Origin of the sequence: Cronobacter universalis NCTC 9529, assembly GCF_001277175.1 — a bacterium.
Taxonomy (GTDB): domain Bacteria; phylum Pseudomonadota; class Gammaproteobacteria; order Enterobacterales; family Enterobacteriaceae; genus Cronobacter; species Cronobacter universalis.
In genome coordinates, this window is the sequence record NZ_CP012257.1 from 405,389 (window position 1) to 427,451 (window position 22,063).

At 56.7% G+C, this 22,063-nt stretch carries 21 protein-coding genes; 12 read left to right on the plus strand and 9 right to left on the minus strand.

Features of this window, described 5'->3' with window-relative positions; translation table 11 throughout:
• The first annotated feature begins 57 nt into the window (after positions 1 to 57).
• Positions 58 to 1,503 carry a metalloprotease TldD gene (gene tldD, locus AFK65_RS01870; RefSeq protein WP_038858227.1) on the plus strand — a complete coding sequence of 482 codons (1,446 nt, stop codon included), beginning with the start codon at positions 58 to 60 and terminating at the stop codon, positions 1,501 to 1,503.
• Between the two features lie 40 nt (positions 1,504 to 1,543).
• Here the strand turns inward: tldD and aaeR are convergent, their stop codons facing one another.
• Positions 1,544 to 2,488, minus strand: a complete 945-nt coding sequence (gene aaeR, locus AFK65_RS01875) for an HTH-type transcriptional activator AaeR (protein WP_023899589.1) — start codon at positions 2,486 to 2,488, stop codon at positions 1,544 to 1,546.
• Between the two features lie 175 nt (positions 2,489 to 2,663).
• On the opposite strand from aaeR, the gene aaeX reads away from it, so the two are divergent.
• The 5 genes from aaeX to AFK65_RS01900 all read left to right on the plus strand — a co-directional run bounded on the left by aaeX (position 2,664) and on the right by AFK65_RS01900 (position 7,636).
• Positions 2,664 to 2,867 carry a p-hydroxybenzoic acid efflux pump operon protein AaeX gene (gene aaeX, locus AFK65_RS01880; RefSeq protein WP_004385128.1) on the plus strand — a complete coding sequence of 68 codons (204 nt, stop codon included), beginning with the start codon at positions 2,664 to 2,666 and terminating at the stop codon, positions 2,865 to 2,867.
• Positions 2,868 to 2,874: 7 nt separating this feature from the next.
• Positions 2,875 to 3,807, plus strand: coding sequence for a p-hydroxybenzoic acid efflux pump subunit AaeA (gene aaeA, locus AFK65_RS01885; protein ID WP_038858226.1), 933 nt, complete (start codon positions 2,875 to 2,877; stop codon positions 3,805 to 3,807).
• Positions 3,808 to 3,812: 5 nt separating this feature from the next.
• The gene (aaeB, locus tag AFK65_RS01890; protein ID WP_038858249.1) at positions 3,813 to 5,780 is read left to right on the plus strand and encodes a p-hydroxybenzoic acid efflux pump subunit AaeB; all 1,968 of its coding nucleotides are present in this window, start codon (positions 3,813 to 3,815) and stop codon (positions 5,778 to 5,780) included.
• An 83-nt stretch (positions 5,781 to 5,863) separates the two neighbouring features.
• Positions 5,864 to 7,318: an NAD-dependent succinate-semialdehyde dehydrogenase gene (locus AFK65_RS01895; protein WP_007704862.1), complete on the plus strand. Its 1,455-nt coding sequence runs from the start codon at positions 5,864 to 5,866 to the stop codon at positions 7,316 to 7,318.
• Between the two features lie 45 nt (positions 7,319 to 7,363).
• The gene (locus AFK65_RS01900) at positions 7,364 to 7,636 is read left to right on the plus strand and encodes a barstar family protein (protein ID WP_032805150.1); all 273 of its coding nucleotides are present in this window, start codon (positions 7,364 to 7,366) and stop codon (positions 7,634 to 7,636) included.
• Positions 7,637 to 7,706: 70 nt separating this feature from the next.
• Here AFK65_RS01900 and yhcN (AFK65_RS01905) read toward each other — a convergent pair whose 3' ends face one another.
• From yhcN (AFK65_RS01905) to argR, 3 genes are all read right to left on the minus strand, one after another.
• Complete coding sequence (yhcN, locus tag AFK65_RS01905) at positions 7,707 to 7,973, minus strand: peroxide/acid stress response protein YhcN (protein ID WP_004385123.1); 267 nt, start codon at positions 7,971 to 7,973, stop codon at positions 7,707 to 7,709.
• Between the two features lie 105 nt (positions 7,974 to 8,078).
• Positions 8,079 to 8,342: a peroxide/acid stress response protein YhcN gene (gene yhcN, locus AFK65_RS01910; RefSeq protein WP_004385122.1), complete on the minus strand. Its 264-nt coding sequence runs from the start codon at positions 8,340 to 8,342 to the stop codon at positions 8,079 to 8,081.
• 364 nt (positions 8,343 to 8,706) lie between these two features.
• Positions 8,707 to 9,177, minus strand: a complete 471-nt coding sequence (gene argR, locus AFK65_RS01915) for a transcriptional regulator ArgR (protein WP_004385120.1) — start codon at positions 9,175 to 9,177, stop codon at positions 8,707 to 8,709.
• A gap of 436 nt (positions 9,178 to 9,613) precedes the next feature.
• Here argR and mdh point away from each other — a divergent pair, with 436 nt between their 5' ends.
• Complete coding sequence (mdh, locus tag AFK65_RS01920) at positions 9,614 to 10,552, plus strand: malate dehydrogenase (RefSeq protein ID WP_007704868.1); 939 nt, start codon at positions 9,614 to 9,616, stop codon at positions 10,550 to 10,552.
• A gap of 69 nt (positions 10,553 to 10,621) precedes the next feature.
• On the opposite strand, the gene degS is transcribed toward mdh, so the two are convergent.
• From degS to zapG, 3 genes are all read right to left on the minus strand, one after another.
• The gene (degS, locus tag AFK65_RS01925; protein WP_023899583.1) at positions 10,622 to 11,689 is read right to left on the minus strand and encodes an outer membrane-stress sensor serine endopeptidase DegS; all 1,068 of its coding nucleotides are present in this window, start codon (positions 11,687 to 11,689) and stop codon (positions 10,622 to 10,624) included.
• 90 nt (positions 11,690 to 11,779) lie between these two features.
• Positions 11,780 to 13,147, minus strand: coding sequence for a serine endoprotease DegQ (gene degQ / locus AFK65_RS01930; protein WP_007704870.1), 1,368 nt, complete (start codon positions 13,145 to 13,147; stop codon positions 11,780 to 11,782).
• A 174-nt stretch (positions 13,148 to 13,321) separates the two neighbouring features.
• On the minus strand, positions 13,322 to 13,720 hold the full coding sequence (gene zapG / locus AFK65_RS01935; protein WP_007704871.1) for a Z-ring associated protein ZapG: 399 nt from the start codon (positions 13,718 to 13,720) through the stop codon (positions 13,322 to 13,324).
• 203 nt (positions 13,721 to 13,923) lie between these two features.
• Between zapG and zapE the strand changes: the two genes are divergently transcribed.
• From zapE to sspB, 5 genes are all read left to right on the plus strand, one after another.
• A complete protein-coding gene (gene zapE, locus AFK65_RS01940) occupies positions 13,924 to 15,060 on the plus strand; it encodes a cell division protein ZapE (RefSeq protein WP_007704873.1) in 1,137 nt (378 codons plus the stop codon).
• A 250-nt stretch (positions 15,061 to 15,310) separates the two neighbouring features.
• A complete protein-coding gene (gene rplM / locus AFK65_RS01945; protein ID WP_002437467.1) occupies positions 15,311 to 15,739 on the plus strand; it encodes a 50S ribosomal protein L13 in 429 nt (142 codons plus the stop codon).
• 14 nt (positions 15,740 to 15,753) lie between these two features.
• Positions 15,754 to 16,146 (plus strand): 30S ribosomal protein S9, encoded by a 393-nt coding sequence (rpsI, locus tag AFK65_RS01950; protein WP_000829818.1) that lies wholly within the window; start codon positions 15,754 to 15,756, stop codon positions 16,144 to 16,146.
• A gap of 313 nt (positions 16,147 to 16,459) precedes the next feature.
• Complete coding sequence (sspA, locus tag AFK65_RS01955) at positions 16,460 to 17,101, plus strand: stringent starvation protein SspA (protein ID WP_004385111.1); 642 nt, start codon at positions 16,460 to 16,462, stop codon at positions 17,099 to 17,101.
• 5 nt (positions 17,102 to 17,106) lie between these two features.
• Complete coding sequence (gene sspB, locus AFK65_RS01960; RefSeq protein ID WP_038858220.1) at positions 17,107 to 17,598, plus strand: ClpXP protease specificity-enhancing factor; 492 nt, start codon at positions 17,107 to 17,109, stop codon at positions 17,596 to 17,598.
• 92 nt (positions 17,599 to 17,690) lie between these two features.
• Here sspB and AFK65_RS01965 read toward each other — a convergent pair whose 3' ends face one another.
• Both AFK65_RS01965 and AFK65_RS01970 read right to left on the minus strand, forming a co-directional pair.
• Positions 17,691 to 20,216 carry an autotransporter family protein gene (locus AFK65_RS01965; protein ID WP_007704884.1) on the minus strand — a complete coding sequence of 842 codons (2,526 nt, stop codon included), beginning with the start codon at positions 20,214 to 20,216 and terminating at the stop codon, positions 17,691 to 17,693.
• A gap of 415 nt (positions 20,217 to 20,631) precedes the next feature.
• A complete protein-coding gene (locus AFK65_RS01970; RefSeq protein WP_038858217.1) occupies positions 20,632 to 22,050 on the minus strand; it encodes a glutamate synthase small subunit in 1,419 nt (472 codons plus the stop codon).
• Positions 22,051 to 22,063 lie beyond the last annotated feature (13 nt).

The window sequence follows — 22,063 nt, forward strand, 5'->3', positions numbered from 1 at the left end:
CTCGCCTGATAACCTTTTTCATTGCCCGTGCGGGCAGGACCAAGAGAGTAGCAAATAATGAGTCTGAACCTGGTAAGTGAGCAGCTACTGACTGCTAATGGCCTGAGCCATCAGGATCTCTTCTCCATCCTCGGCCAGCTTTATGAGCGCCGCCTGGATTACGGCGATCTTTACTTTCAGTCCAGTTATCACGAATCCTGGGTTTTAGAAGACCGCATAATTAAAGACGGCTCTTACAATATTGACCAGGGCGTCGGCGTACGCGCCATCAGCGGCGAGAAAACCGGCTTCGCTTATGCCGATCAGATTAGCCTGCTGGCGCTGGAGCAGAGCGCGCAGGCCGCGCGCAGCATCGTGCGCGAGCAGGGCGAAGGGCGCATCAAGACCCTGAGCGGCGTTGAATATTCGCCGCTCTACACCACGCTCGATCCGCTGCAAAGCATGAGCCGTGAAGAGAAGCTCGATATTTTACGCCGCGTCGATAACGCCGCGCGCGCTGCCGACAAGCGCGTACAGGAAGTGAGCGCGAGCCTGACCGGCGTCTATGAACTGATTCTGGTGGCCGCCACTGACGGTACGCTGGCGGCAGACGTGCGTCCGCTGGTGCGCCTTTCCGTGAGCGTGCAGGTGGAAGAAGACGGCAAGCGCGAGCGCGGCTCCAGCGGCGGCGGCGGCCGTTTCGGCTACCAGTGGTTTATGGAAAATACCGACGGCGAAGTGCGCGCCGAAGCCTGGGCGAGAGAAGCGGTGCGTATGGCGCTGGTAAACCTGAGCGCCGTGGCGGCGCCTGCCGGCACGCTGCCGGTGGTGCTGGGCGCGGGCTGGCCTGGCGTGCTGCTGCATGAGGCGGTCGGTCACGGCCTTGAAGGCGACTTCAACCGTCGCGGCACGTCTGTCTTCAGCGGCCAGATGGGCCAGCTTGTGGCGTCTGAGCTCTGTACCGTGGTCGACGACGGTACGCTTGCCAATCGCCGCGGTTCGCTCGCCATTGATGACGAAGGCGTGCCGGGCCAGTACAACGTGCTGATCGAAAACGGCATCCTGAAAGGCTATATGCAGGATAAGCTCAACGCGCGCCTGATGGGCGTCGCGCCGACCGGTAACGGCCGTCGCGAATCTTACGCGCACCTGCCGATGCCGCGCATGACCAACACCTATATGCTGGCCGGAAAATCCACGCCGCAGGAGATTATCGAATCGGTGGATTACGGGATCTTCGCGCCGAACTTCGGCGGCGGCCAGGTGGATATCACTTCTGGTAAGTTCGTCTTCTCGACCTCGGAAGCGTATCTCATCGAAAACGGTAAAGTGACGAAGCCGGTGAAAGGCGCGACGCTTATCGGCTCCGGCATCGAGGCGATGCAGCAGATTTCAATGGTGGGTAACGACGTGAAGCTGGATAACGGCGTCGGCGTCTGCGGTAAAGAAGGCCAGAGCCTGCCGGTAGGCGTCGGTCAGCCGACGCTGAAGGTGGATAACCTGACGGTTGGCGGTACGGCATAAGCGTGTGTTTTCGCCCCTCCGTTTGCGAGGGGCGATACCGTCAGGCGCGGCTCTCTTTTCCCTTCCCGTTTCTTCCCCGCATCTCCTGGTATACCTGCGCCACTTTCACGAAATAGTCATTAAGCGCGTTGATGCAGACCTGCACCTTAAGCGGCAGTTTGTCTTTTTCGGTATAGAGCGCGTATACCGGTCGCGGATCGGACTGGTAGCGCGGGAACAGGATCTCCAGCTCCCCGCTGTTGATCTCATCGATCACCCACATTAGCGGTACATACGCAATGCCTGCGCCCGCTTTCAGCCAGCGGGAAAGCGTCATCGGATCATTGGTGACAAAACGCCCCTGCGGCAGCAGGCGGGTGGAGATACCTTCCGGCGCGATAAGTTCGAATTCGTTGTCGGGACGCACGCTATATTCAAGCCATGAATGGTTGGCGAGATCGGCGGGTTTTTCCGGCGTGCCCGCCTGAGCGAGATAGCTTTTGGCGGCGCAGACGACCATCGGCATCGAGCCGAGACGTTTTGAAAACAGACTGGAATCCTGTAGGGCGCCGACGCGGATCACCACGTCCAGCCCGTCGGCGATAAGATCGGGGGCCGGAATGCCGGTCACCAGGTTGACCGACAGCCCCGGATAGTCGCGGAGCATTCCGGCGGTCAGAGACGCCAGTACATTTTGCGCCATGGTTGAAGAACAGCCGATCCGCAGCGTGCCGATAGGGCTATTATTAAAAGCGTATAACTGTTCATGCACTTCCTGTACTTCATGCAGCATACGACGACAGCCCTGGTAGTAGATCCGGCCTGCCTCGGTTAAGCCAATGCTGCGGGTGCTGCGGTTTAACAGCTTGACCTGCAACTCATCTTCCAGTTTCGATACCGTCTGACTGATAGAAGAGACGCTCATCTCAAGCTGCCTGGCGGCGCTGGTAAACGAGCCCAGCTCCACCACTTTGGCGAACACCGACATTCTTTTTAGTCGTTCCATTATTCACTCTGGCTTAAAAGTGATTTAGATCACATATCATAGATAACTTACTATCAGTTACGCTAATATATTATTTCCAACATAACTAACACCGCACTCTCGCCCGGCCATTCCAGGTCACTCGTTGCGGAATATAGTTTAAAAATCAATCGCCTGTACGCAAATCAAGGTCAACATGAGTCTTTTTCCGGTCATTGTGATATTCGGTCTTTCCTTTCCGCCGATCTTTTTTGAGCTTCTGCTGTCGCTGGCGATTTTCTGGCTGGTGCGCCGTGCGCTGATCCCGACCGGGATTTACGATTTCGTCTGGCATCCGGCGTTATTTAATACGGCGCTCTACTGCTGTCTGTTTTATCTGCTGTCGCGCTTGTTTGTCTGAGGTTGATGTGAAACTACTAACAACAAAAATCACCCGCACAGCCATCACCGTGGTGCTGGTCGTGCTCGCCTTCATCGCCATTTTTCGCGCCTGGAGTTTTTATACCGAATCGCCCTGGACGCGTGATGCGCGCTTCAGCGCCGATGTGGTCGCTATCGCGCCGGACGTCGCCGGGCTAATCACCTCGGTGGACGTGCATGACAACCAACTGGTGAAAAAAGATCAGGTGCTTTTCACTATAGACCAGCCGCGTTACCAGAAGGCGCTGGAAGAAGCTGAAGCCGATGTCGCGTACTACCAGGCGCTGGCCAATGAAAAACGCCGCGAGGCGGGCCGTCGTAACAAGCTCGGAGTGCAGGCGATGTCGCGTGAAGAAATAGACCAGGCGAACAACGTGCTGCAAACCGTGCTGCATCAGCTGGCGAAAGCCGAAGCGACGCGCGATCTGGCGAAGCTCGACCTGCAACGCACCGTGATCCGCGCGCCGGCGGACGGCTGGGTCACCAACCTTAACGTCTACACCGGCGAATTTATTACGCGCGGCTCCACGGCGGTGGCGCTGGTCAAACAGAACAGCTTCTACGTTCAGGCTTATATGGAAGAGACCAAGCTGGAGGGCGTACGCCCCGGCTTTCGCGTAGAGATTACGCCGCTTGGCAGTAATAACGTGCTGCACGGCACCGTCGACAGCGTCTCGGCGGGCGTGACGAACGCCAGCAGCACGCGCGACGACAAAGGCATGGCGACGGTTGATTCTAACCTCGAATGGGTGCGTCTGGCGCAGCGCGTGCCGGTGCGCATTCGCCTCGATAAACAGCCCGGCAACCTCTATCCGTCCGGCACGACGGCGACCGTCGTGGTGACAGGAGAGCGGGATCGCGACCGCAGCCACGAATCGGCCTTTAACAAGCTGATGCACCGCCTGCGCGAATTCGGCTAATCATGATGGGCTTTTTATCTATCGATCCCCGGCATCTGCGCTTTGCGATAAAACTCGCCACCGCCATTGTGCTGGCGCTGTTCGTCGGGTTTCACTTTCAGCTTGAAACGCCGCGCTGGGCGGTGCTGACCGCCGCTATCGTGGCGGCGGGCCCGGCGTTTGCCGCGGGCGGCGAGCCGTGGTCCGGCGCTATCCGCTACCGCGGGATGCTCCGAATCATCGGGACATTCATCGGCTGTATCGCCGCGCTGGTGATGATTATCGGCACCATTCGCGCGCCGGTCGTGATGCTGACCCTTTGCTGTATCTGGGCTGGTTTCTGTACCTGGGTCTCATCGCTGGTGAAAGTCGAAAACTCGTATGCCTGGGGGCTTGCGGGTTACACGGCGCTGATTATCGTCATTACGATTCAGACCGAGCCGCTGCTGGCGCCGCAGTTCGCGCTGGAGCGCTGTAGTGAAATCGTGCTTGGGATTTTCTGCGCGATTATCGCCGATCTCCTGTTCTCTCCGCGCTCCATTAAGAAAGAGATCGACCGCGAGCTGGACGCGCTGCTGGTGGAGCAGTTTCGCCTGATGCAGCTCTGCATGGCCCACGGCGACAGCGCAGAGGTGGATAAAGCCTGGGGCGCGCTGGTGCGCCGCACCGCCGCGCTCGATGGCATGCGGGTTAACCTGAATATGGAATCTTCGCGCTGGGTGCGCGCGAACCGCCGCCTGAAAGCGCTCAATACGCTCTCGCTGACGTTAATCACCCAGGCCTGCGAGACGTATCTCATCCAGAACACCCGCCCGGAGTCGATAGCGCCGGAATACCGCGAGCTGTTTGTCGAGCCGGTGGAGACCGCCGCTGACGTCCATCGGCGCCTGAAATTTATCCGCCGTGTGCTCTCCTGGACCGGCGAGCACGACACGCCGGTGACGATTTACACCTGGGTGGGCGCGGCCACGCGTTATCTGCTGCTCAAACGCGGCGTGATCACTAACGCGAAAATCAGCGCGGTGGAAGAGGACGTGCTGACCGACGAAGTGGTGGTCAAAGCCCCGTCGGCGGAGCGTCACCACGCCATGATCAACTTCTGGCGCACCACGGTGTCGTGCCTGCTGGGCACGCTCTTCTGGCTCTGGACCGGCTGGACCTCCGGCAGCGGCGCGATGATCATGATTGCGGTCGTGACGGCGCTGGCGATGCGCCTGCCGAACCCGCGCATGGTGTCGCTCGATTTCCTTTACGGGATGCTTGCCGCGCTGCCGCTCGGGGCGTTCTATTTCCTGGTCGTGCTTCCGTCGACCCAGCAAAGTATGTTGCTGCTGTGCATCAGCATGGCGCTGCTCGGCTTTTTTATCGGCATCGAAGTGCAAAAACGACGGCTTGGCTCCATGGGCGCGCTGGCGGGCACCATCAATATTCTGGTGCTTGATAACCCGATGACGTTCCACTTCAGCCAGTTTCTCGATAGCGCGCTGGGCCAGCTGGTGGGCTGTATGCTGGCGATGATGGTGATTCTGGTGATCCGCGATAACTCGCAGGCGCAGACGGGCCGCATGTTGCTGAACCAGTTTGTCTCGGCGGCGGTCTCGTCGCTCACCACCAACAAAGCGCGGCGTAAAGAGAACCATCTGCCTGCGCTCTATCAGCAACTCTTTCTGCTGTTGAGCAAATTCCCGGATGACGTGGCGAAGTTTCGCCTGGCGCTGAATCTCATCATCGCGCACCAGCGCCTGCGCGAAGCGCCGGTGCCGGTCAACGACGATCTCTCGGCGTTTCACCGCCAGTTAAGACGCACGGCGGACCGGGTCATTTCCGCCTCCAGCGATGAAAAACGACGCGCGACGTTCCGTCAGTTGCTGGATGAGCTGGCGGTCTACCAGGAGAAGCTGCATGTCTGGGCGGCGCCGCAATCGGTGATTGATTCCGTGAAGCGGCTGACCGACATGCTTCATAAATATCAGCAGGCGTTTACCAACACGTAATGCCAAAACCGACGCCCAAAGCGTCGGTTTTTTTATGACTATACTTACCTCCATCCACGGAATTTTACGTGCAGGAGGGGACTATGACCGCACAACCATTTGCAGAATATACGTTTTTTAAGACCGGATACTTTGTTGACGGAAAATGGCACAGCGCGCAGGAGACCTTCGATGTGCTGAATCCGGCGACGGGCGAGGTCATCGCGCAGGTCGCGAAAGCGGGTAAAAAAGAGACCGAGGCCGCTATCGCCGCCGCCAGTCGCGCTTTCCCCGCCTGGCGCGCGAAAACCGCCAAAGAACGTTCTGAAATTCTCTACCGCTGGTATCAGCTCATCATCGAAAACAAGCGCGCGCTGGGCGAGCTGATGACGAGCGAGCAGGGCAAGCCGCTGAAAGAAGCCGAAGGCGAAGTGGAATACGCCGCGAGCTTTATCCAGTGGTTCGCCGAGCAGGCCAAACGCGCCAACGGCGAAATCATTCCGCCCGTGAAGCCTGGCTCGCGCATCCTGGCGACACGCGAGCCGGTCGGCGTGGTGGCGGCGATCACGCCATGGAACTTCCCGATGGCGATGCTGACCCGCAAGCTTGGCCCGGCGCTGGCCGCAGGCTGCACCGGCGTTATCAAACCCGCCAACAATACGCCGCTCAGTGCCTTCGCGCTGGTGGCGCTGGCGCAAGAGGCAGGCGTGCCGGATGGCGTGCTGAACGCGGTGGCGGGCAGTACATCGGAAATCAGCGACGCCATCATGGCAAGCCCGGACGTCCGTAAAATCTCCTTCACCGGCTCGACCGCTGTGGGCAAAACGCTGATGCGCAACGCCGCCGAAACGATGAAAAAAGTGTCGATGGAGCTTGGCGGCAACGCGCCGTATATCGTGTTTGACGATGCCGACATCGACGCGGCGGTCAAAGGTGCGGTCGCCAATAAATTCCGTAACGCAGGCCAGGTGTGCGTCAGCGTTAACCGTTTCTACATTCAGGAAGGCGTTTATGACCGTTTCGTCAACCAGCTGGCGGAAGCGGTAAAAGCGCTGAAAGTGGGCAACGGCATGGAAGAAGGCGTTATCGTCGGGCCGCTTATCGAGACATCGGCGGTCGATAAAGTGCGCGAACATGTGGACGACGCGGTCGCGAAGGGCGCGAAAGTGCTTACCGGCGGCAAACCGCATGCGCTCGGCGGCAATTTCTGGCAGCCGACCGTGCTGATTGATGCAAACGACGATATGAAGCTGGCGCAGGAAGAGACCTTCGGCCCGCTGGCGGCCTGCTTTAGCTTTAAAACCGAAGAGGAAGTCATCGCGCGCGCCAACAATACGCCTTATGGTCTCGCCGCCTACTTCTATACGCAGAACCTTCAGCGCGTGTTCCGCGTCTCGCAGTTGCTGGAAAGCGGCATGATTGGCGTTAATGAATGTGCGGTTTCAACCGAGGTCGCGCCATTCGGCGGCGTGAAAGAGTCGGGGCTGGGGCGCGAAGGCTCTGTGCTGGGGCTCGATGAGTTTATGGAAGTGAAAACGCTGCATCTTGGCGGCTTATAAGCGTGAGGGCGGCATCGCAGCCGCCCGCTAAACGTGGTGGCGACAATGAAAAGCTACAGTTTTGATTTCAGTACGATGGCCAGTCAGCAGGATTTCTACCGGGCGTTTGCCGAGACGTTTGGTTTAACGCCGGAGCGCGTGGGCGATCTGGATAGTCTGTGGAAGGTGGTGACGGAAGAGGCGCTGCCGTTGCCCCTGGAAATTGTCTTTCTGCATGTAACGGCGGAAGTGAAACGCCGCTTCGGCGCGTTGATTCTGCTGTTTGAAGAAGCAGAAGAGGAGCTGGAAGGTCAGCTCCTCTTCAATATCCGGCAATAGCCATACAGCACACCCTCAAAAAGGCCCCCGCGAAGCAGGGGCAAAAGTCGTCGGAGAAGACGACGAGGGTTTATTTGTACAGTTCTGCCGTGGCGTGCCAGTGATCGCCCTGAGTCAGTTCAGTGATGCGATAGCTGCTTGCGCCTTCTTTTTCCGCTTTAGCGGCCAGTTGCTGGCGAACGTCCATCGGCGAGCCGCTCAGCTGCGTCACGGAGACGGAGCCCATCGGCTGGAGATTTTGCGCCTGTTGCGCGTTGACCTGTTGTACTGCGGCGCTCGCGCCGAAAGAGAGTACGGATGCCAGGCCCAGAGCAGCGATGGTAAATGTCGTTTTCATTATTCATTCCTCATGCAGGTGTATTCAGCGGCCTTAATGGTTAGCGTACGGTTTTTATCGGGCCGCTGAGAGGTTTAACGTGTTAGTCGCGCGGGTTTATCACGCTTATTTATAAAGCTCGGCAGTGGCGTGCCAGTGGTCGCCAGTACGGGCTTCAATCACGCGATACGCGGTTGCGCCTTTTGCTTCTGCTTTTTCATTCAGCATCGCACGCAGATCCATCGGAGCCGCGTTTACGGCGTCAACAGATACGGTACCGATAGACTGACGGTTCTGTGCCTGTTCTGCGTTGATGGAATCCGCCGCGAAAGCGCCGAAGGACAGCATGGAGAGAAGTGTCAGGGCTGTTACAGTAGATTTGGTTTTCATGTTCTTTTCCTCGTCGTAATTGTTATCGGTGGGGTCTTATTGTGTGACCCTCATCACAAAAACAAGTATACACTAATCACCCAAAAAATTAATACGACCCTAATTATTTACTATGAAACTTTGTGTGGTCAGGACAGGGTTTTTATTACCGATCATTATAAAAATGGGGTCTAAAAGCCCGTTTTATGATCAATTTATCGAGAAATCAATAGATTGGATGAATTTGACGATTTGTGCGATCTTCAGGCAGCGAAACAGGCGGAACCGTAAAAAAGAGGCAGATGCTGCTGCGTGCGTAACAAAAGCAAGTGGAAATGCGAGGCGAAAAGAGCTGCCGCCGGCAGAACCGACGGCGGCGCAGGGCTTATAACTCCTGCTCGAACAGCACCAGAATGGCTTCGTAGAGATCTTTCACCGTAAAGCCGCGCGCGGGCGTGGTAAAAATAGTGTCGTCACCGGCGATGGTGCCGAGGATCCCTTCGGCTTTGCCAAGGGAATCCAGCAGGCGCGCGATAAGCTGCGCGGCGCCGGGGCTGGTGTGAATCACCACCACCGCGTCGTTGTAGTCGATATCCAGCACCAGGTTTTTCAGCGGGCTGGACGTCGTCGGGACGCCCAACTCAACCGGCAGGCAGTACACCATCTCCATCTTGGCGTTGCGGGTACGCACGGCGCCAAATTTCGTTAACATGCGGGAGACTTTGGACTGGTTGATGTTCTCGAAACCCTGATCCTGAAGGGCCTGGACGATTTCACCCTGGGAACTGAACTTCTCTTCTTTTAGTAAGGCCTTGAAGGCTTTCACTAATTCTTCTTGTTTTGCGGAGCTACGCATATATCACCCGTATACAGGCCAATAAACAACATTATTATGCATTGTGATGAATTTTTATGCAAATGGTCTGCCTTGCGGCGGGCTGAAATAATGTTATGAAAGAGACGAATTTTATCAAATTACGTTATCGAGGAACATGCCTGCGTCACGACTCGCAAATAAGGCTTTAAGTAAACTAAATGTTATCAAAATGATGTTGTTTTGATGCTTAAAGAGGGTGTAATGTAACCGCCTGTTGAGATGTTGCTTCGGTAGTGACCCGGCGGTATTCGCGTCATCTGCACCCGGGCGAGAAGGCCGCATCGCTTTCAGTTAAACCGCGCTACGATCGCAAACTGCGGGCGAAAAGAGTGCTATAACTTCCTCCCAGGATGATTATGGTCGCCACCTCATGGAGTAACGGCACACAATTGCTAACCATAATAAGGAGTTTAGGATGAAAGTTGCAGTCCTCGGCGCGGCAGGCGGTATCGGCCAGGCGCTTGCCCTTCTACTCAAGACCCAACTGCCTTCAGGTTCAGAACTCTCTCTGTATGACATTGCGCCGGTGACCCCAGGGGTTGCGGTGGATTTAAGTCATATCCCGACCGACGTGAAAATCAAAGGTTTCTCCGGCGAAGACGCGAAGCCGGCGCTGGAAGGCGCTGATGTGGTGCTGATCTCCGCAGGTGTCGCCCGTAAACCGGGTATGGATCGCTCTGACCTGTTCAACGTGAACGCAGGCATCGTGAAAAACCTGATTCAGCAGGTCGCGACCACCTGCCCGAAAGCGTGCATCGGCATTATCACCAACCCGGTGAACACCACGGTCGCCATCGCGGCAGAAGTGCTGAAAAAAGCAGGCGTGTACGACAAGAACAAACTGTTTGGCGTGACCACGCTGGACATCATCCGCTCCAACACCTTTGTGGCGGAACTGAAAGGCAAAAAACCGGCTGAGCTGGACGTGCCGGTGATCGGCGGCCACTCTGGCGTGACCATTCTGCCGCTGCTCTCGCAGATCCCGGGCGTTAACTTTACCGATCAGGAAGTGGCCGATCTGACCAAACGCATCCAGAACGCGGGCACCGAAGTGGTGGAAGCGAAAGCGGGCGGAGGCTCTGCGACCCTGTCTATGGGCCAGGCGGCCGCGCGTTTCGGTCTCTCCCTGGTGCGTGCGCTGCAGGGCGAGCAGGGCGTGGTGGAATGCGCCTATGTGGAAGGCGACGGCGAATATGCCCGCTTCTTCTCACAGCCGCTGCTGCTGGGTAAAAACGGTATTGAAGAGCGTAAACCGATCGGCGCCCTGAGCGCTTACGAACAGCAGTCGCTGGAAGGCATGCTGGATACGCTGAAAAAAGATATCGCCCTGGGCGAAGAGTTCGTTAACAAGTAAGCGTTAACGAGCGAAAAAAAACCGGAACGCGCGTTCCGGTTTTTTTATGCCTGCGATTTTGCTATTGCGCTATTCTGGCGTCGCCGGGTATTCCTGAATCGTCACCTGGATAGTGAGTTTGCGGTCGTTACGCATCACTTCCACCGGGATCACCGAGCCAGGACGGATTTCCGCCACCTGATCCATGGTTTCCAGCGCGGAGATGGCAGGCTTCTTGTTCACCGACACAATCACGTCATTTACCTGAATGCCCGCGCGCGCGGCAGGACCGTCCTGCGCCACGTCGTTCACCACAATCCCCTGAATCTGGTCGATACCCGCCGCCGGCGTATGCATCGGCGTAATTTCACGCCCGCTAATGCCGATATAGCCGCGGATCACGCGCCCGTCGCGGATAAGTTTTTCCATAATGCGCGTGGCGAGCTGCGTTGGGATCGCAAAACCGATGCCCTCCGGCGTTTCGCCGTCGTTGCTCTTATCAAATGAGAGCGTGTTGATACCCATCAGCTCGCCCAGCGAGTTCACCAGCGCGCCGCCGGAGTTGCCGTGGTTGATGGAGGCGTCGGTTTGCAGGAAATTCTGGCGTCCGGACGGGTTCAGGCCGATTCGCCCGGTGGCGCTGATAATCCCCTGGGTGATGGTCTGCCCAAGGTTATAAGGGTTGCCAATCGCCATGACGACGTCACCGATGTGGGGCATACGCTGCGGGTTGATGGGAATCACCGGCAGGGCGGTCGCGTTGATTTTCAGCACCGCCAGATCGGTCAGGCTGTCTGAACCTACCAGCAGCGCCTCAAACACGCGGCCATCCTGCAGCGCCACGATAATCTGATCGGCGTCGTTGATGACATGTTTGTTGGTCAGAATATAGCCGCGCTGATCCATGATAACGCCGGAGCCGAGCGTGCGAATTTCCAGCTGGCTGCGATTGCTGCCGCCGAGGCTGCGGTTATAGACGTTCACGACCGCAGGCGCAGCGCGGCGCACCGCCCGGTTATAACTCACGGGCGTTTCATCGACGCTGTCGAGCTTTTGCTGCAACAGCGGATTATAGGGGCGCAGGGAAGGTACGAGCGTCAGCAGCAACGCGGCGACAATCAACCCCGCAATAACCGAGCGTAAAAGCTTCAGAAACATGTGTATGGAATAAGTAGTCAGGGGACGGGCGCAGCATACCATGAGTTAAACGGACATCACACGCGGCGTGATGCCCGTTCTCTCAGTTTATTAACGCAGCAGTAAATAGAGACTGTCGTTTCCACGCACGATATGCAGCGCGATGATGGCAGGCTTGCTTTCCAGCAGCTTGCGCATTTCAGCGATGGTGCTGACGCGCGCGCGGTTCACGCCGACGATAACATCGTCTTTCTGCAGGCCCGCCTGGGCTGCGGCGCTGCCTTTTTCGACGCTATTAATGGTAATGCCTTTGGTGCCGTCTTTAAGCTGGCCGTCGCTTAACGTCGCGCCCTGCAAGGCCGGGGCGATGATATCGGCGCTGGCGGAGGAGGACGTGCTTTTATCGAGCGTCACCTCCACTTCCTGGGCTTTACCGTCGCGCAGCAGGCCCAGTTTCACTTTTGTGCCAGGTTCGGTGGTGGCGATGCGCGAGCGCAGTTCGGCGAAACTGTTCAGCGGACGGCCATTGAGGCTCACGATCACGTCGCCCGCTTTAATGCCCGCTTTAGCGGAGCCCGAGTTTGGCAGCACTTCGCTGACAAAGGCACCGCGCTGGGTGTTCAGGTTAAACGCTTTGGCGATATCGGCGCTCATCTCGGTGCCTTTAATGCCGAGCAGACCGCGTTTCACCTCGCCTGATTGCATCAGTTGTTTAGCGAGCGTCTGGGCCATATTGGCCGGGATGGCGAAGCCGATCCCGACGCTGCCGCCGCCCGGCGCGAGGATCGCGGTATTGATGCCGATAAGCTCGCCATTCAGGTTCAGCAGCGCGCCGCCGGAGTTGCCGCGGTTAATGGACGCATCGGTCTGGATAAAGTTTTCAAAGCCTTCGAGATTGAGCCCGCTGCGGCCTAGCGCCGAGACGATGCCGGATGTCGCCGTCTGGCCGAGCCCGAACGGGTTGCCGACGGCCACCACGAAATCGCCGACGCGCAGTTTATCGGAATCCGCCACCTGGATTTGCGTCAGGTTGCTGGCGTTTTGCAGCTGGATCAGCGCGATATCGCTCTGGTCGTCGCCGCCAATCAGTTTGGCGTCGAACTCGCGGCCGTCATTAAGCTGAACGCTGATTTTCTCCGCGTGGTTAATGACGTGGTTATTGGTGAGCACATAGCCTTTGGCGGCGTCAATAATCACGCCCGAGCCGAGCCCTTCAAACGGCTGCGCCTGCTGGTCCGGCATCGACTCGCCGAAGAATTTTTTCAGCTCCTCCGGTACGCGCTGCTCCTGCACGGCGGTGCCTTCCACCCGCACGCTGACGACCGCAGGCAGCACTTTTTCCAGCATCGGCGCGAGGCTTGGGATGGCAGGCTGGCCCGGCACCTGCGACGGCAGGGCGGCGAGCACCGGCGCGGGCGCCGACAGAGATAAACCGAGACTTAACGCTAACGCACTTAACAGCAGGGTTTGTTTTTTCATGAACGCGGCTCTCGCAACCTGGTTATAAAAAGTCACCTGAAAAGACGGATATTATTGAATTCTCAAAGTCGTAACAATGCTGTCATCGGGACGGCAGCGCTCAGAATAAGCATAGTCAGCGCCCAAAGAAAAGCGGGCGCTACATGCGCCCGACGGTAAGGATAGTTAGCTGAATCAGTTGCGCTTCGCGCCGGTGCGCAGCAGACCAGAAGCGCTGTCTGAATAGTCGCGCGGCATCTGGACCGGCGCCTGATCGTTGCTCGCTTCCGATTCCGCAAGGCGATTGCGGAACGGGTTGGTCTCCGCGGACATTTCCGGCAGCAGGCTGCTGGAGCTTTTCGCCATGTGCTGATAGAGCTGACGATAGTCATCCGCCATGTTATCCAGCAGTTCAGCGCTGCGGGCGAAGTGGCTGACCAGTTCTTCGCGGTAGTCGTCAAGCTCCGCTTTGTTTTTCTCAAGCTCGTACTGCAGAGCCTGCTGTTGACGTAATTTGCGGTTACCGAAACGCATAGCGACGGCGCCGATAATAATGCCGACGACTAACCCAATAAGCGCATATTCCCAGGTCATGAACATCTCCCGTTGTCTTGTGATTCCGTAGGGTGGTAACGGCGAGGCTTGGTTTCTCGTCTGCGTGCCGTCGACCGGTAAACCCACTATAACCGCTAATTCAGGAGAAGTGGAATCCTGGAGCGGCATGGCGTAGTGTAGAGCGGCCTTTTTTTGGCCAAAATAACGCTGCGGCGAACGTTTTCAGGAAGTAAGAATAATATATGCAGAGCATCTCTCCGACATCGCGCTACCAACGGGCCCTGAAAGAGGGCACCCACCAGCCGGACGACGTCCAGCATGAAGCGGTAAATCGTCTGAATCTTATCTGGCAGGCCCTTTCGCAGAAAACCGACGCGCCTGCGCCAGCCCGCGGCGGCCTGCTGACCAAAGTCGGCAAGCTGTTCGGCAAACGTGAAGAGACGGCCGGTGAAGCGCCGGTACGCGGCTTATATATGTGGGGCGGCGTCGGGCGCGGTAAAACCTGGCTGATGGACCTGTTCTTTCATAGCCTGCCGGGCGAGCGCAAGCTCAGGCTGCATTTTCACCGCTTTATGCTGCGCGTGCATGAAGAGCTCGCCGCGCTGCAAGGACAGACCGATCCGCTGGAAGTCGTCGCTGACGGTTTTAAAGCGCAGGCGGACGTTATCTGCTTCGATGAGTTTTTTGTCTCCGACATTACCGACGCCATGCTGCTTGGCGGGCTGATGCAGGCGCTGTTCGCACGCGGCATTACGCTTGTCGCGACGTCCAACATTCCGCCCGATGAGCTGTACCGCAACGGCTTACAGCGCACGCGCTTTTTACCGGCCATTGAGGCAATAAAAGCAAATTGCGACATCATGAACGTCGATGCAGGCATTGATTACCGCCTGCGCACGCTGACCCAGGCGCATTTGTGGCTCTCGCCGCGGAGCGAAGAGACGGCGCGTCAGATGGACGCGCTCTGGCAGGCGCTGGCGGGCGCGCCGCGTAACGCGGCAGCGGCGCCGTCGCTTGAGATTAACCATCGCCCGTTGCCGACGCTCGGCGTGGAAAACCAGACGCTGGCCGCGTCTTTCGACACGCTGTGCGTCGATGCGCGCAGTCAGCATGACTACATCGCGCTGTCGCGCCAGTTCCATACGGTGCTGCTGTTTGACGTACCGGTGATGACGACCTCTACCGAGAACGCGGCGCGGCGCTTTATCGCGCTGGTGGATGAGTTTTACGAACGCCAGGTGAAGCTGGTGGTCTCGGCAGATTCGCCGCTGGAGAACATCTATCAGGGCGAGCAACTGCAGTTTGAATTTAAGCGCTGCCTGTCGCGTTTGCAGGAGATGCAGAGCGAGGAATACCTCAAACGCCCGCACCTGGCCTGAGGCCTGGCCGCTCCTCAGCGTACCGGGGAGCGAATTCGGGTACTTTCCTGATAAAAGGGGTCGATCTTTATACTCGACTTCTCTATAATCTTGCGACCCCACGTTACAAGAAAGTTTTTTTCCCGAAACTTTTGTGTGCCGAAAACATATCCGAGGGGGTAGGTTTGCGGACTTTGTCGTGTGAACCTCAACTCAATTTAAGCGTTTGGGTGTTCGCCAACGTGTAACTCTATATTTGGGTAAGCTTTTAATGAAAACTTTTACAGCTAAACCAGAAACCGTAAAACGCGACTGGTATGTTGTTGACGCGACCGGTAAAACTCTGGGCCGTCTGGCTACCGAACTGGCTCGTCGCCTGCGCGGTAAGCACAAAGCGGAATACACTCCGCACGTTGATACCGGTGATTACATCATCGTTCTGAACGCAGAAAAAGTTGCTGTAACCGGCAACAAGCGTTCTGACAAAATGTACTACCACCACACTGGCCACATCGGTGGTATCAAAGAAGCGACCTTTGAAGAGATGATTGCCCGCCGTCCTGAGCGTGTAATTGAAATCGCGGTTAAAGGCATGCTGCCGAAAGGCCCTCTGGGCCGTGCTATGTACCGTAAACTGAAAGTTTACGCGGGCAACGAGCACAACCACGCGGCGCAGCAACCGCAAGTTCTGGACATCTAATCGGGATTATGGCAATGGCTGAAAATCAATACTACGGCACTGGTCGCCGCAAAAGCTCCGCCGCTCGTGTGTTTATCAAACCGGGCAACGGTAAAATCGTTATCAACCAGCGTTCTCTGGAACAGTACTTCGGTCGCGAAACTGCCCGCATGGTAGTTCGCCAGCCGCTGGAACTGGTCGACATGGTTGAGAAACTGGATCTGTACATCACCGTTAAAGGTGGTGGTATCTCCGGTCAGGCTGGTGCGATCCGTCACGGTATCACCCGCGCTCTGATGGAGTACGATGAGTCTCTGCGCTCTGAACTGCGTAAAGCTGGCTTCGTTACTCGTGACGCTCGTCAGGTTGAACGTAAGAAAGTCGGTCTGCGTAAAGCACGTCGTCGTCCGCAGTTCTCCAAACGTTAATCCTTTTCTGCTTTTGCAGAATCGAATTGGCGAAAAACCCGGCATACAGCCGGGTTTTTTTATGCCCGGAATTTTTATCTGGTCGCTAATCCACTGAAATCCCGCCCATTTACGGCAATCGGACAAAACCTCTCACCACAAGCTGCGCAAAATCTGGTAAACTATCATCCAATTTTGTGCCCAAATGCTGGTAACTGTTCACGTTTTGTTCGTTTTGCAGACGGAAGAAAGTTCGGCACGGAAGGGTGATTAATAAGGCCAGCCGTGTGTGCGGCTGGTAGCAGTAACTTTCTGAATATACCTGGAGGTTTTCATGGCTGTCGCTGCCAACAAACGTTCGGTAATGACGCTGTTTTCTGGTCCTACTGATATCTACAGCCATCAGGTCCGCATTGTGCTGGCTGAAAAGGGTGTCAGCTTTGAAATTGAGCATGTGGAAACGGATAACCTGCCGCAGGATCTGATTGACCTCAACCCAAATCAAAGCGTGCCGACGCTGGTAGACCGTGAACTGACTCTTTGGGAGTCGCGCATCATTATGGAATATCTCGATGAGCGTTTCCCGCACCCGCCGTTAATGCCAGTTTACCCGGTGGCTCGCGGTGAAAGCCGCCTGTATATGCACCGTATCGAGAAGGACTGGTACTCGCTGATGAACGTTATCGTCAGCGGTTCCGCCCAGGAAGCCGATAACGCGCGTAAACAGCTGCGTGAAGAGCTGCTGGCTATCGCGCCGGTATTCGGCCAGAAGCCCTATTTCCTGAGCGATGAGTTCAGCCTGGTGGATTGCTATCTGGCACCGCTGCTGTGGCGTCTGCCGCAGTTAGGCGTTGAGTTCAGCGGCGCGGGCGCCAAAGAGCTCAAAGGCTATATGACTCGCGTGTTTGAGCGTGATTCGTTCCTGGCTTCGCTGACCGAAGCCGAGCGCGAAATCCGTCTGCAAACCCGGGGCTAAACCTTATGGATATCTCTCAGCTCTCTCCACGTCGTCCCTATCTGCTGCGTGCCTTTTATGAATGGCTGCTGGACAACCAGCTGACGCCGCACCTGGTCGTGGATGTGACGCTGCCGGGCGTGCTGGTGCCGCTGGAGTACGCGCGTGACGGGCAAATTGTTCTGAATATCGCTCCGCGTGCGGTCGGCAATCTGGAACTGGCGAATGACGAAGTGCGCTTCAACGCCCGTTTCGGCGGCGTGCCGCGTCAGGTATCGGTGCCGCTGGCTGCCGTGCTGGCTATCTATGCCCGTGAAAACGGCGCCGGCACGATGTTCGAGCCAGAAGCCGCTTATGATGAAGAGATGGCGAGCCTGAACGACGACGACAGCGCAGAAGAGCCGGAAACCGTGATGTCTGTGATTGATGGCGATAAGCCTGACGATGCGGATGATAACGGCCCGGATGACGAGCCGCCGCCGCGTGGCGGGCGTCCGGCGCTGCGCGTGGTTAAGTAATCGTACTGCCTCAATATAAAGCCGGGTATGCTGACGGCAGCCCGGCTTTTTTATTAAACCGCCCGAAGAGGCGGTTTTTTTGTCCCTGCCTGTTACCAGCGATAGTTCACCAGCATATGGCCGGAACAGGCGTTATAGGAGTTATCGCCCCATTCGCTGCTGACCCGGAAGGAAACGGTAGTCGTGTCATTCACCTTACCGCTGACGCCCGTTTCGAGCTGGAAGCGATTAGACGGCACGTTGGAATCCAGCGTCTCGTCGTTAAAGTTCAGATCGCTCATGCCGTTGCCGATAAGCCAGTTCACCGCGCCGTAAGGCTGCCAGGCTTCCACGGCTTTCTGATCGACATAGCTTGCCTTGAACCCGATACGACCCAGCACCGCGTCATCATCCGGCGTGCCGACGCGCGTGCCGTTATATTCTACGTGGTTATCCTGATCCAGATTGCTGTAAACCACCTGGCCCTGCGGTTCAAACTTCATGGTGCGCGCTTTCTCTGACGGCACCAGCCAGGCGTGACCCAGCTCCAGCGAGGCGGCATAGCCCTGGCTGTCGTACTCTTCGCCTGGCATATCGTCGCCATTCACCTGGCTGTTATACCAGCTGTAAGACGCCCAGCTGTCGATATAACTGCCGAGACGCAGAGTCTGATCTTCCTGCCAGGTAGCATACACGCCGACGTTATAGCCGTTAACACGGCCATCTGCCGAGCGCGAATTATGGCGCGCGTCTGCGGTGGTGTCGCTGTAGCCTGCGCCCAGCATAAAACCGCTGTGCAGCGTGCCGGTGGAGAGATCTTTGCTCAGGAAGTCGCTGCCTAACTGCACTACGGCGGAGCGAATCTTATATTTCAGGTTGCTGTCCGCGAAGTTGCCGTCGTTGTACTCGCCTTTAACGTACATCCAGGTATTCAGATCGTCGGCGTCGCGCAGCATCAGCTGATCGCGATCGTCGCGCTTGTGAATAAACATCTGCTGGGCGGCCAGGTAGTTCGCCATATAGACGCCCGCCTCCGGGCGGTACACTTCTGGAGCCGGTGGCGTATCGCCGCCATTACCACCGTTATCATCGCCGCCGTTATCGCCATCGTCGTCACCGCCATTATCATCCGGGTCTGGCGTTGGATCCGGCGTCGGATCTGGCGTATCGCTGGCTTTCGATTCCAGATACCAGTTGCCGTCGTCATGCTGATAGAGATCGTATTCCCACATCCCCGCCACGACCGGTTTATCCAGCGTGAAAGAGGCGTCAGACGCGCCGCCAACGCTGATAAGTTCAATACCGTTAATGGTCTGCGCGCCCTGGCCGCCGATATTCGCCACTTCAAGCGCAGAGCTGCCCGCGCTGTCGCCGGTAATAGCCAGATGGTCAGTCGGAGAATTATCTTCGCCTGCCTCGGTGTTCATCACGATGCGGCTGTTCTCATCGCCGGTGTAGTTGCCGTTGATGGTAAACACATTGCCGACGTTACTACCGCCCGCGATTTGCAGCGTGCCCTGGTTGGTCACGTCGCCATTGATAGTATTGCCCGTCGCCGGGGTGGAGGCGTTCTCGTTGCCGCTGACGGCATTCCAGGACGCCAGCACGCCGCCTGCGGCAATCGCCACATCGCTGTTTACGGTGCCCGCAGAGGCGAACGTGGCGCCGCTGTCGATATTAATGATGCCAGTGCCGCCATCAGGCCCCATCACGGCATTCTCCGCCACAAGGGTTGTACCGGCTTTCAGGGTGGTATCGCCGCTAAAGCTGTTGTTACCGGTGAGCGTCAGCGTGCTGGCGTTTTCTTTCACCAGATTACCGGTGCCGGAAATATCGCCCGCAAAAGTATAATCTGCCGCCTGGTTGAAAATCAGTGTGCCGTTGTTGGTAACGTTACCTTCCAGCGAGGCGTTCGCGCCGCTGCCGGTACCGATTTGCAGTGAGGCCGCATTATTAATTAACGTCGAACCGGTGTTTGTCACGTCGCCGCCGAGCGTCAGGTTGCCGGTTTTGACGATAAGGCTGTCGCCTTCACCCGTGAGATCGACATCACCGGTCAGCGTCCAGTCGCTGCCGTCCATGGTGAGCGATTTAAAGCCGTCGTCTGCGTTCGCGCCAATAAAATTGCTGTCTTCATTGCCGCTGTCGTTCAGGGTAATCGTATTGTTAAGGGAGCCTGTGGTGATGACATCGCCCCCAAGGCTGGAGCCTGCTTTAAGCACCAGCGCGTTATTACCATCGTTTTCAAAAGAAATCGCGTAGTCGCCGCCGGAGATAGCGCCGGTATTAATAATGGTGACGTTACTGCCGTTAATAACGTCGATGGCTGTGCCTGTGCTATTAATGGCGCCTTTATTCTCAAGCGTCATCATGTCGGATGTCTGGCCTGAAATATCGATCAGAACAGCGCCGCCATTATCATTCGTAATCGTTCCGTTATTAACGATTGACTCTACGCTTTTTCCTTTCACCAGCGCCGCAGGATCTGATGTTAAGGATGACATTGTTACGCCATCGGCAATTACATATTCTTTGTCGCCGCTAAAAAAGTACGTCTCCTCTGTATCTTCATCGATATTGGTGGTCGCATGCGAGAGCGCAGGCGTAAAGAGGATCATGGCTGGAAAAATACCCGCCATAATTTTTGCAATTCTATTTTTCCTGAATGTTTTAGAAGTATCCATAATTACGTCCAATATAATAATGCGTTGAGTTAAGTGTCGGCGTCGCGGCAGCTTATTTTATTGTTCTCGTAAATAACATCCTTTCCGAAAGATACAGAATTTATAAATATAAAATGTGTATGCTTTTGACGGTCTGATTTCATACTGTGCACATATTAATAAGCACCATAAATAAGTGGCGAAACAGAACGCGTTCAGGAAAGCATTTAACGGGGCAGGAGTCAGGAATCGAATCTAAACAGAACGAATTGTGAAAGTAATTCAGAAACGGAAAAGTCTTTTTCTGGAAATAAAAGGGCTTGCTTTATTGATAAGTGAAATAAAAAAGGGAAGCGCGAGGCTTCCCTTTTGAATGTGTCAGTCTGAACCGTCAGACTTCGAGGTAGTTCATGATGCCGTCCGCCGCTTTACGACCTTCGGCAATCGCAGTCACCACCAGATCGGAGCCGCGCACGATATCGCCGCCTGCGAAGATTTTCGGGTTGCTGGTCTGGAAGGCGTTTTCATTGCCTTCCGGCGCAATCACACGCCCCTGCGAATCAAGCTCCACGCTGTGCTGGGCCAGCCACTCCATGCTGTGCGGACGGAAACCAAACGCCATCACCACCGCATCGGCAGGCAGCACATGCTCGGAGCCCGGCACGATCTCCGCGCGACGACGGCCTTTGTCATCCGGTTCGCCCATCTGCGTGCGCGCCATTTTCACGCCGCACACTTTACCGTTAGCGTTGATCTCAACGCCGAGCGGCTGCACGTTGAACTGGAACTCAACGCCTTCTTCGCGCGCGTTTTTCACTTCGCGACGTGAGCCCGGCATGTTCTCTTCATCACGACGGTAAGCGCAGATGACGTGAGTGGCGCCCTGGCGCACCGAGGTACGCACGCAGTCCATCGCGGTATCGCCGCCGCCCAGCACCACGACGCGTTTGCCTTCCATACTGATGTATGGCTGCTTTGTATCTTCCTCAAAGCCCATGATCTGACGGGTATTGGCGATAAGGAACGGCAGCGCTTCATACACGCCCGGCGCGTCTTCGTTTTCCAGCCCGCCGCGCATCGACTGATAGGTGCCGACGCCGAGGAAGACCGCGTCGTAGTCGCCCAGCAGGTCGTTCATCTGGATATCGCGGCCCACTTCGGTATTGAGCCTGAACTCAATGCCCATGCCGGTGAAGATTTCACGACGGCGCGTCATGACTTCTTTTTCCAGCTTAAAGGCCGGGATGCCGAAGGTCAGCAGGCCGCCGATTTCCGGGTTACGATCAAACACGACGGCTTTTACGCCGTTACGCGTCAGTACGTCGGCGCACGCGAGGCCCGCCGGGCCCGCGCCGACAATCGCGACGCGTTTGCCGGTCGGCTTCACGCCGGAGAGATCCGGCCGCCAGCCCATTTCGAACGCTTTATCGTTGATATAGCGCTCGATGTTGCCGATGGTCACGGCGCCGAATTCGTCATTCAGCGTGCAGGAGCCTTCGCACAGGCGGTCCTGAGGGCAGACGCGGCCGCACACTTCCGGCAGCGTGTTAGTCTGGTGAGAAAGCTCTGCGGCTTCGAAAATGCGCCCTTCGTTGGCCAGCTTCAGCCAGTTAGGGATGTAGTTATGGACCGGACATTTCCATTCACAGTAAGGGTTGCCGCAGGACAGGCAGCGGTCTGCCTGCGCTTTGGCCTGGCCTTCCGAGAAGGGCTCATAAATTTCCACAAACTCAATTTTACGGATCTTAAGCGGCTTTTTCGGCGGATCAACGCGCTGTAAGTCGATAAATTGGTAAACGTTCTGACTCATCAATCGTGACCTC